This is a genomic window from Anaerococcus sp. HMSC065G05 (assembly GCF_001812365.1).
Lineage (GTDB): Bacteria > Bacillota > Clostridia > Tissierellales > Peptoniphilaceae > Anaerococcus > Anaerococcus vaginalis.
On the sequence record NZ_KV808688.1, the window covers coordinates 693 to 11,206 of the forward strand.

Consider the following 10,514-nt stretch of genomic DNA (forward strand, 5'->3'; position numbering starts at 1 on the left):
TAAATATTGAGAGAATAAGGATTGATTAAATCCTTTGAATGTATTTCGGGGTCTTAGGGTACACCCTAACAAGTTAAAAATTGATAAAAAAAGAAGCAGATCCCAAAGGACTGCTTCATTAATTTTTTCGTAAGTGTACGGACACTTACTGTGCTTGCTACATAAGAATGAATTAGATAGCAAGCATTAAGCAAGTTTTGAATTTATAACTATATTATACCATAAGGACGCCATAATTTCCACATGTAACTTGACAAATATTGAATTTTGATTTATTATTAAATATATATTCAGTATTGGAATAGAAAGAGGTGTGCTATGGCACAAGTATTAAAAGAAGAAGTTAGAAATAGAATACTCGAAGCAGCAGAAAAAGTATTTTATAAAAAGGATTATAGAGGTGCCAAATTAACAGAAATTGCAAAAGAAGCAGATATTCCTGTGGCACTCATTTATACCTATTTCAAAAATAAGGCAGTTTTGTTTGATGCAGTAGTAAGTTCTGTTTATATAAACTTCGAGTCAGCTTTTAAAGAGGAAGAATCTTTGGAAAAAGGTTCTGCTTCTGAAAGGTTTGATGAAGTTGGAGAAAATTATATTCATGAACTTTTAAAAGATCGTAAGAAGTTAATTATTTTAATGGATAAAAGCTCAGGTACAAAGCATACAGAAGCAAAACAAAAACTCATATCGCAAATGCAGGTTCATATTGAAGTAAGTTTAAAAAGACAATCAAAAGAGGAATATGATCCAATGCTTGCCCATATTTTAGCCAGTAACTTTACAGAGGGGCTTCTTGAAATAGCAAGGCACTATCAAAGTGAAAAGTGGGCAAAAGATATGCTAAAACTTATTGCAAGGTGTTATTATAAGGGAGTGGAATCCCTATAATCAGCACTAAAAAATAGACTTTGCGTAATCAGCAAAGTCTTACTTTAAACCTTAATACTGAATTAAAATTCAATATTATTCAATTTTGAAAGGAGAGTTGTTCATGTCGGAAAAAGAATTAAGGAAAAAAGTGATTGGGAAAAATGGTTTATCCAATTCACTTCTTGCTTTAAAAATAGTATTTGATTTGATACCACAAATCTTACTTGTATATTTGATTAGTTCTTTAATCACAAACAATATTAACGAAGGTAATTTGAAATATATTTTCTTAGGAATCTTTACTTCATTTGTATTAAAAGGAGTGTTTTATTATTTTGCAACAAAGGTTGCCCATGAGAAAGCATACGAAAAATTAACAGAACTTAGGTTAGATATTATCAGTCATCTGAAAAAACTGAGTTTAGGATTTTTTAAAGAACATAATACTGGGGAGCTTACCAACATTGTTCAACATGATGTAGAACAAGTGGAAGTATATCTTGCTCATGGTCTTCCTGAAATAATGTCAGTTACACTTCTGCCTACCATTATTTTTGTAGCTATGATCTTTGTGGATTGGCGTCTTGCTCTTGGTATGATTGCCGGAGTTCCACTCATGTATTTGGTAAAAGTTCTTTCACAGAAAACAATGGATAAAAACTTTGCTATTTACTTTAACCATGAAAACAAGATGAGAGAAGAGTTAATGGAATATGTAAAAAATATTTCTGTGATTAAGGCTTTTGCTAAAGAAGAGGAGATTAGTGAAAGAACATTAAAAACGGCGAGAGAATATATTTACTGGGTTAAAAAGAGCATGGGGATGGTTACGATACCAATGGGACTCATTGACATATTTATGGAAATTGGAGTGGTAATTGTCATGATTTTGGGAAGTATCTTTCTTTATCATGGGAATATTACAACACCTAATTTTATTCTTTCAATAATTTTATCGTCTGCTTTTACTGCATCTATAAGTAAGACTGCTACATTGCAACATTTTTCTATTGTGTTTAAGGAAGCATTAAAGTCCATAGGAAAAGTTTTAACAGTTCCGCTTCCAACCAAGAATACAGAACAAGGTTTAGAGTTTGGAAATATAGAATTTAAAGATGTGAATTTTGCATACGGAAAAGATGGTTTTGAGCTTAAAAATATCAATTTAACTTTTAAGAAAAATAGTTTGAATGCCTTTGTAGGAGCAAGTGGTTGTGGGAAAAGTACTGTATCTAATTTGCTTATGGGATTTTGGGATGCAGACGAAGGACAAATACTGATAAATGGAAAAGACATAAAAGAATATAGTCAAGAAAATATATCAATGCTGATTGGTAGTGTGCAACAGGAAGTTATCCTTTTTGATTTAAGCATTTTTGAAAATATAGCAATCGGAAAACTAAATGCAACAAAAGAAGAAGTTATAGAAGCAGCTAAAAAAGCAAGATGCCATGATTTTATTTCAGCATTGCCAAATGGATATGAAACACGAGTAGGTGAAATGGGAGTCAAGTTATCCGGTGGAGAAAAACAAAGAATATCAATTGCGAGAATGATTCTTAAAAATGCACCGATTTTAATATTAGATGAGGCAATGGCAGCTGTTGATAGTGAAAATGAAAGACTAATCGGTGAAGCGATTGATGATTTAAGTAAGGATAAAACTATCATTACAATTGCTCATCATCTAAATACGATTAGAGATTCAGACCAAATTATAGTTATGGATAAGGGCGTTGTTCTTGATGCAGGAAGCCATGAAGAGCTGATGAAAAGATGTGATTTTTATAAGGATATGGTTGAAGCACAGAACAAGGTAGATAGATGGAATTTGAAAGAGGTGGTAACAGAAAATGTTTAGAGAAATGTTAAAACTACTTACAAAAACTGGCAAGAGAGATTTGATTATATCAAGTGTATTCTTTGCCCTTTATGGACTCAGCTCCATAGCCATGATTGTTATCGTATTTTCTATACTGTTCCAAATCTTTGACGGAACGAGCTTAGCAAGCCTATATAAATATTTTATTTCAATTGGATTACTTGTAGTCTTCAAAGGTATTTGTAATATGGTCGCAGATATGAAAAAGCATAGTGCAGGTTTTGATATTGTTCAGCAAATAAGAGAACGCATGATTATCAAATTAAAGAAATTCAGCTTGGGATTTTATACCAATGAAAGACTGGGCGAGATCAATACAATTTTACACAAAGATGTTGATAATATGTCCCTTGTTGTAGGACACATGTGGTCAAGAATGTTTGGTGATTTTTTGATAGGTGCAGTCGTATTTGTTGGTCTTGCAAGTATTGATTTAAAACTTGCTATTCTAATGGCTGTATCTGTTCCGATTGCACTTATCTTTTTATATCTGACAATTAAGCAATCTGAAAAAATAGAGAATCAGAATAACTCAGCACTTCTTGATATGGTTAGTCTATTTGTTGAATATGTGAGAGGAATACCTGTATTAAAGAGTTTTTCTAACAATAAGAGCTTGGATAATGAGCTTATGAATAAAACAAAGAAGTTTGGAGAAACAAGTAAATCAGCTTCAAGATTTAAGGCAAAACAATTATCTATATTTGGATTTTTACTGGATATTGGATATTTGGTTCTTTTAATTGCAGGAACAATATTTGTTGTAAAGGAAAATCTTGATGTACTTAATTTTATTATCTTTGCGGTAATTTCAAAAGAGTTTTATAAGCCATTCGCTTCTATGGAACAACACTATATGTACTATGTTTCGGCGGTAGATAGTTATGAGAGACTTTCAAGAATTTTATATGCAGATGTAATCCCGGATAAAGTGAATGGAATTGTTCCGAAAGACAATGATATAGCTTTTGAAAACATAGATTTTTCCTATGAAAAAGATGAATTTAAAATGGAAAACTTGAGTTTTTCTATTGCTGGAAAAACAATGACAGCCTTAGTTGGGGAATCAGGAAGTGGAAAGACTACGATAACCAACTTGCTTTTAAGATTTTATGATGTGCATAAAGGGAAAATTACACTCGGAGGAACTGATATAAGGGATATTCCTTATGATGAGCTTTTAGATCGCATTAGTATTGTCATGCAAAATGTTCAACTGTTTGATAACACGATTGAAAAAAATATCAGGGTAGGTAAAAAAGGAGCAACGGAAGAAGAAATCATTGAAGCTGCAAAGAAAGCAAAGATACATGATTTCATTATGAGTTTACCAAAAGGTTATGAAACTGATATTGGAGAAAATGGTGGGATTTTATCAGGTGGACAAAGACAAAGAATATCTATTGCAAGAGCTTTTCTAAAGGATGCACCTATTTTAATTCTTGATGAAATGACAAGTAATGTTGATCCTGTAAATGAATCTTTGATACAAGATGCCATTACAGAACTTGCAAAAAATAGAACTGTACTTGTAGTGGCTCATCATTTAAAGACAATTCAAAAAGCTGACCAAATTCTCGTGTTTCAAAAAGGCAATTTACTTGAAAAAGGAAAGCATGGGGAACTTCTTGATAAAAATGGTTACTACACAAAATTATGGAAAGCTCAGTACGAGGTATAATCATGATTCTGTTAAAAGATGTTTCTTATGAATGGGAAGATGGGCGAACTGCTTTAAAAAATATCAATCTTGAAATTAAAAAAGGTGAATTTGTTTTGATTTCAGGGAAAAGTGGAAGCGGTAAAAGTACTCTTGGAAGTGTAATGAATGGTCTTATTCCGCATTATTACAAAGGCAAAATGCAAGGAAAAGCCTTTGTGTCAGGAAAAGATATAAGCAAATTATTACTTCATGAAATAGGGCATATTGTAGGGACTGTATTTCAAGATCCAAGAAGTCAGTTTTTTACGACAACTACAGATGAAGAAATAGCTTTTGGTCTTCAAACGATTTGTAAATCAAGAAAGGAAATCAAACAGAGAGTAGAAGAAGTATATGCAGAACTGGATATTGAGGAACTGAAAGGAAAATCTGTTTTTGAATTATCAAGTGGACAGAAACAAAAGATAGCTATTGCAAGCATCTATGCGATGAATCCGAAAGTTTTAATTTTAGATGAACCTTCAGCAAATTTGGATATGAAAGCAACATTTGATCTGTTTTTAATTTTGGAGAAATTAAAGAAAAACGGAACAACGGTTGTTCTAATTGAACATCGTTTGTACTATGTAAAATCTTTATTTGACCGTTTTCTTTTGGTGAAAGATGGAGAGATTGCACAGGACTTGAGTCGGGAAGAAGTTATCCATCTTGAAGGGGAGTTTTGGGATGAAAATGGACTAAGAACTCTTGAATTAGAAGAATACAGGATAAGTGAGAAGAAAGATTCATATCAATTAAATGATGAAAGTATCAACGGAAGAGGATTGAGATTTTGCTATCCGAATGTAGCTAAGGATGGAAAGAAACAAAACAAGTACATCTTAAATCATCTTGATTTCAATATGGAGTGTGGAAAGGCCATTGGTCTTATCGGCTTAAATGGTACCGGGAAAACTACCTTTGCAAGAGTGATTTCAGGACTTGAGAAGATAAAAGATGGAACAATATGGGCGGGAGAAGATAAGTCGCTTAATCATAAAGATTTAATGGATATGTCATATTTTGTCTTTCAAGATTCAGACTATCAGTTGTTTTCGGAAAGTGTACTTGATGAAATGCTACTTGGCATTTCAAGTAAAGATAAAAAAGAAAATACACAAAAGGCAAAGTTTATTTTGAATGTACTTGGCTTAGATAAATACGTTGATAAACATCCGTTTGCTTTATCAAGAGGAGAAAAACAAAGACTGACAATAGCTTGTGGAATGATGAAACAGGCAAAGATTTTCATCTATGATGAACCAACATCAGGTTGTGATAAAGACTCAATGCTTTCGGTGGCAAAATTGATTGAAGAACAATTAAAAAATGGGACAACAGTTTTGGTAATAAGTCATGATTTTGAGTTTTTAGCAAACACAGTAAGCGAGCTGTGGGTAATGGGAGATGGAAAAATAGAAACTGTTTTGAATATGAGTGAAAGTAACAAATTTCTCATATTAGACAAGATGAGAGGAGGTAGAGAGCTTGTCAGATAGAAAAAATATAGATCCGAGAATAAAGCTTACTCTACTTCCAATTGTTGGGTTTACGAGCTTTTTTATAAGCGATACAATTTTACTTTTTGTACTAATTGTTTTTGCCTTTTTTCTATATTTATATAGCGGTATGTGGAAAAGGGCGTTACGCTTTATCTTGTTTTTTGTGCTTTTATACGGCATAGAGTTAGGGATTAGCAAGTTTTCTGAAGCAAGCATCGTATTTGCAATATATATGTTTATTTACTTTGCATCAAGAATGACCTTAATTGCTATGTTTGGTGGATATATAACAAAGACTACAAGTGTAAGTGAAATGCTTGAAGCATTGAATAGAATGAAAGTACCAAGAAGCATTGGTATACCTTTTAGTGTTTTGCTTAGGTTTGTACCAACTATAAAAACAGAACTCAAGGCATTAAAAGAGAATATGAAGATTCGAGGAATTGTAACAAGTAGATTTTTTCCATTGCTACACCCAATTAAATATATTGAATATACACTTGTTCCGCTTTTAATGAGAATGATTAAGATTTCAGATGAATTGTCAGCTTCAGCACTCATTAGAGGACTTGATAGTGATGAGAATAGGGTAACATTAACAGAATTGCATTTTAAATGTGCAGACTTAACTATTGGACTATTAGGAGCTTTTATGATTGCTCTTATGATAGTAATACAGAGAATTTATTAGGAGGACTTTTATGAAAAACAAATTAAATGGTCGTGATTTTATTACAATCGGAATTTTTAATGCAATTGGAATTGTCATATACATGGCAGTTGCATTTGCTATGGCAACAACAGTTGTTGGAGGATTTATTGCTTCAGGAGTTAGCTTTATGGTAGCTGCCACGGTTTATATTCTTATGGCTGTGAAAGTTAAAAAGAAGGGCGTATTTACAATATCAGGAACGCTTCTTGGTTTAATTGCGTTGTCAGGAGGACATTTGCCTCATGCAGTCTTTGCTGTAATCGGTGGAATTATATGTGATTTGATTATAGGAAATTATGAGAGCAAGGGACGAATGATTATTGGATATGGGACATTTGCATTAGCAGATTTTTTAGGAACAGTAATTCCTGTGATTTTATTCGGAACAGCTTCTTTTGTGGAAAGAGCGTCAAAATGGAAAATGAGCGAAGCACAAATAAATGAAGCATTATCTTATTTCAAAGTTTCGTGGGCAGTAGGCTTTGGTTTGACAACTTTTGTTCTTGCTTGCATAGGAGCATTCGTTGCAACAAAGATACTCAAAAAGCATTTTGAAAAAGCAGGAGTGATTTAATCAATCTTTATTTGTGAGGGAAAAATGGATTAAATAATGGAGGTAATTGCTATGTATTATTTAGGGTCTGTTATTCATATAGAAAAAAACAATAGACCTTTTTGATACTGGTAATTACCATAAAAAATCAAATTTAAAGTATAGAGAAAGAGCAGGATTCTTTAATTTCAGAGGACTTCTTATGCCTATGTGCAGAAGTCCTCCTTTTTTGTCTTAAAACGCAGACAAAAAAGAAATGGAGGAAATAAAATGCCAAAAGAATATTACCTTAATGTCAATGGACAAAAGGTAAAAGTCATCGAGCAGATAGACAAAAATCAACATAACCAGTGGATTGTAAATATTAAAATTTAGTTTATAATAAAAAGTTAGAAAATAATTATCATTACAGCTTAAACCTTTTAACGATAGCCTTGTTCTATCGTTAAAAAGTATGATTGATAAGTTTCCACGAACGGATACACTGCCTTGTTATTCATACTGTTTTTGCGAGCCATGTGGAGACGGTAGCACTTTTGTCTAAACTTGATGTCGATAAATACATAAGTGTTAAAATATAGTTGGATTTGACAAGTGCTGAAAGTGAGGCAAAATATAAGCAAATCAAAAAGATGTACTGTTTGGATGATAGAAGTGCAGAATGAACAAAAAAATTACTAGCATTTATGATATATGTAGAAGATAAAATCAAGTAATATTGTTTGACGAAGAAATAAATCAATAATTTATTCATTTTGAAAAAGTGAGTGAATTATTGGAGAAATTTGTTTATTTTGCAATTATCATTATGACAATAATTACAAGAGAGTATACAAAGTCTTTAACTCGACGCTGATGAATTTAATGACCTATAACATATTCAGGGTATTGATCGTAGTATTTTTAATTATATATATTTTTTGTATATTATAAAAATAATATGTGGTAAAACTATAGTGATGGTCTGTTTGATGAAAGTACCATAAAAAGTAATATTTTAGTTCCCCAACGGAGGAGGAAAATGCAAATGTTTAAGCGTGGCATAGGAATTGTAGCAATATTTATAATGATATTATGTTTAGGGGGTTGCAGAATGAGTGCGAATTACACAAACAATACGGAAACAAAGGACCAGAATGTGGTTTTAACCGACCAGCAGAAAGAGATATTAACAAAGGAAGAACTTCCGCTTGATTACAGCCAACTTACCGGCAAACAAAAGATTTATCTTAGTATGGCGGACGATATGCTGACATATGTAAATGAGAAATATGCGCCGTATGGAGTGCATTTTACATATATTGCCTATCATCATCCGGAACTGCTGGATAAGGAAGCGCGCATATTGATTGTTCCCGACGGATATGACTCCGAAATTGATACGGTTGAAGTGTCGAAAAAGGATGGAAATTATGAGGACGACTATTTGGATTTTGCAGTACGAATTGAATTTGAAAAGTTGATTAATAAACATTTTGCGGAGTTTTTGCCGGAAGAACAGTTTCGTGTGTATGTATCGAGTCTTGATGTTGGAGATGTGAAGACGGAAGAACTTACAAAATTGAATGAAGATTTTTTAATGCAGCACACTATTTCAAGGATAGGGGCTTACATCCTTATCTCGGATGAGATTTGTAAAACGGATGATGAACTGATGAAATTTACGACAGAGTTTTTTACGTGGATGAAAGAAAATAAGTTTTATGGCGGTCCGTGGGTGGAAGTGTGTAGAAACGAAAGATTTACATCTTCTGAACATAAGGATTTTTCGGAGGTAAGGGAAGGAAGAATAGCATTTGCGCTTGGAACTGTTCGCAAAGGTCAAGAATTTGATATTGAAATACGTGGAAGTGTTGAGCAAGGAGGAAAATAACAATGAATGGTAACGTATTAACAGATGAAGAATTGATGCTGTTAGAGCAAAATAGAAAGCTATAATCAGAGGAAAGTTAACACTGATAAATTTCTAAAAATTTTCTTAAAATAATCAATAATTCAAATTCCAGTTTGTAGAACTCAGTAAAACAAATTCTGATTGATGTGGCAATAAAGGAGTGAAATAAAATGATTTACGAACCCGAAAATCTAAAAAATAAAAGAGCAATATATGAAAAAAGAGATAAATGGCTTATCCGATGGGCCTTACTATTTTGGGCGGTACTGCTATTTATTTATGTGAACATAGCTCCCTATGTAAAATCAACAATTGGCTTTTTAGGCGTTATCGTTGGTGGTATTGCCGTTATTTCTATTGTTTATCTCTTTACTGTATTCTTTGTTTTAATGCTTAGAGGACATCAGTTTAGAAAAATGAATAACGATATTGTAAAAGAATATCAAGAAAACAAAAACGGAGAACTCTTTTTAGAGAAACTTCTTGCAATAGATACGAAACCTAAAGAAATGCAGGATGAAATGATATGGTATCTCAATATTGCAACTGCATTTAATGTATTAGGTAAACGAAATGAATGTATTGCTTTATATAAACGATTAGAAGAAGTTGCAACAGAAAAAGAGAAAGAATATATTCAAAATAGCATCAAATTTGTGCAAGAACAATCAGAAAAAGACGATACTCATTAAGAGTTACAATAAAATTAAGAAAGACGGGAGATAGTCAGATGTTTTGTACTATTCCCCATGTTATTTTTAGTGTAATATCAAGGCTCATTCAATCGTGGTAAAATAAATGGTTTTCTATACTTTAAAACGCTTGAGAGTGTGGTATTGATGTCAATGAAATAGAATAACAAGATATAAAAGTGTTGAAACAGGTGGCTTTTAGGATATTTTAAAGAAATCTTAAAAGCTATTTTTCTATTATATCTAAAGAAATATTTATGCGAGTCCAAGAAGAAATGGATAGACGAGCTAATATGGTAAGTGGCAAAGGAAAGAGAAGAATTAATTCAAGCAAATACAGACTTTCAAGTATTGTCTACAACTCTAAAAGCATTAAATTAAAGGAAATAATAAAAAAGAATATTTAAAAAGCCATCACGGGTGATGGAAGTGGTCAGATAGAAGAAATGACAAAAGATATTACAAAAAAATATCCAAATAGCATAGAAGAAATAACAATAAGAGCAAACGAAAAAGAGATACTTTTAAATATAAAAATAAAAGACGAAAAAATTATCCCATATATAAAAAACCAATACAAAGATTCAACTTACAACATTAACCTAATAAATAAAAAAGAAACAATAAATATTTCAGCCAAAGATTTTCTATGAGAAAATCAAAAGGTCCTAGATTTATTTTGTGGCTCAGCAACAAGCTCAATC

9 protein-coding genes and 1 pseudogene are annotated in these 10,514 nt (G+C 32.1%); all 10 read left to right on the plus strand.

What is annotated here, in order from left to right; genetic code table 11:
• Positions 1 to 318: 318 nt before the first annotated feature.
• Positions 319 to 891: a TetR/AcrR family transcriptional regulator gene (locus HMPREF2852_RS00650; protein ID WP_070605093.1), complete on the plus strand. Its 573-nt coding sequence runs from the start codon at positions 319 to 321 to the stop codon at positions 889 to 891.
• Positions 892 to 994: 103 nt separating this feature from the next.
• Positions 995 to 2,734, plus strand: coding sequence for an ABC transporter ATP-binding protein (locus tag HMPREF2852_RS00655; protein WP_070605096.1), 1,740 nt, complete (start codon positions 995 to 997; stop codon positions 2,732 to 2,734).
• Positions 2,727 to 4,436 (plus strand): ABC transporter ATP-binding protein, encoded by a 1,710-nt coding sequence (locus tag HMPREF2852_RS00660; RefSeq protein ID WP_070605099.1) that lies wholly within the window; start codon positions 2,727 to 2,729, stop codon positions 4,434 to 4,436. The genes HMPREF2852_RS00655 and HMPREF2852_RS00660 overlap by 8 nt, the downstream gene beginning before the upstream one ends.
• Positions 4,437 to 4,438: 2 nt before the next feature.
• The gene (locus HMPREF2852_RS00665) at positions 4,439 to 5,956 is read left to right on the plus strand and encodes an ABC transporter ATP-binding protein (RefSeq protein WP_070584885.1); all 1,518 of its coding nucleotides are present in this window, start codon (positions 4,439 to 4,441) and stop codon (positions 5,954 to 5,956) included.
• The gene (locus HMPREF2852_RS00670) at positions 5,946 to 6,650 is read left to right on the plus strand and encodes an energy-coupling factor transporter transmembrane component T (protein WP_070584887.1); all 705 of its coding nucleotides are present in this window, start codon (positions 5,946 to 5,948) and stop codon (positions 6,648 to 6,650) included. Before HMPREF2852_RS00665 ends, HMPREF2852_RS00670 begins: the two co-directional genes overlap by 11 nt.
• 10 nt (positions 6,651 to 6,660) lie before the next feature.
• Entirely contained in the window at positions 6,661 to 7,245 is a 585-nt protein-coding gene (locus tag HMPREF2852_RS00675) for an MptD family putative ECF transporter S component (protein ID WP_070584889.1), read from the plus strand.
• Positions 7,246 to 7,739: 494 nt separating this feature from the next.
• A pseudogene (locus HMPREF2852_RS10250) lies at positions 7,740 to 7,802 on the plus strand (23S rRNA methyltransferase); the annotation flags it as partial.
• A gap of 443 nt (positions 7,803 to 8,245) precedes the next feature.
• Positions 8,246 to 9,097, plus strand: a complete 852-nt coding sequence (locus HMPREF2852_RS00680) for a hypothetical protein (RefSeq protein ID WP_070605102.1) — start codon at positions 8,246 to 8,248, stop codon at positions 9,095 to 9,097.
• Between the two features lie 191 nt (positions 9,098 to 9,288).
• On the plus strand, positions 9,289 to 9,810 hold the full coding sequence (locus HMPREF2852_RS00685) for a hypothetical protein (protein ID WP_070605106.1): 522 nt from the start codon (positions 9,289 to 9,291) through the stop codon (positions 9,808 to 9,810).
• A gap of 446 nt (positions 9,811 to 10,256) precedes the next feature.
• The gene (locus tag HMPREF2852_RS00690; protein WP_070605109.1) at positions 10,257 to 10,463 is read left to right on the plus strand and encodes a hypothetical protein; all 207 of its coding nucleotides are present in this window, start codon (positions 10,257 to 10,259) and stop codon (positions 10,461 to 10,463) included.
• The last annotated feature ends 51 nt before the right edge of the window (positions 10,464 to 10,514 follow it).

Bases quoted from the DNA above. Each gene is read 5' to 3' on its own strand.
- HMPREF2852_RS00650 (WP_070605093.1), top strand. From the start codon at position 319: ATGGCACAAGTATTAAAAGAAGAAGTTAGAAATAGAATACTCGAAGCA.
- HMPREF2852_RS00655 (WP_070605096.1), top strand. From the start codon at position 995: ATGTCGGAAAAAGAATTAAGGAAAAAAGTGATTGGGAAAAATGGTTTA.
- HMPREF2852_RS00660 (WP_070605099.1), top strand. From the start codon at position 2,727: ATGTTTAGAGAAATGTTAAAACTACTTACAAAAACTGGCAAGAGAGAT.
- HMPREF2852_RS00665 (WP_070584885.1), top strand. From the start codon at position 4,439: ATGATTCTGTTAAAAGATGTTTCTTATGAATGGGAAGATGGGCGAACT.
- HMPREF2852_RS00675 (WP_070584889.1), top strand. From the start codon at position 6,661: ATGAAAAACAAATTAAATGGTCGTGATTTTATTACAATCGGAATTTTT.
- HMPREF2852_RS00680 (WP_070605102.1), top strand. From the start codon at position 8,246: ATGCAAATGTTTAAGCGTGGCATAGGAATTGTAGCAATATTTATAATG.
- HMPREF2852_RS00685 (WP_070605106.1), top strand. From the start codon at position 9,289: ATGATTTACGAACCCGAAAATCTAAAAAATAAAAGAGCAATATATGAA.
- HMPREF2852_RS00690 (WP_070605109.1), top strand. From the start codon at position 10,257: ATGACAAAAGATATTACAAAAAAATATCCAAATAGCATAGAAGAAATA.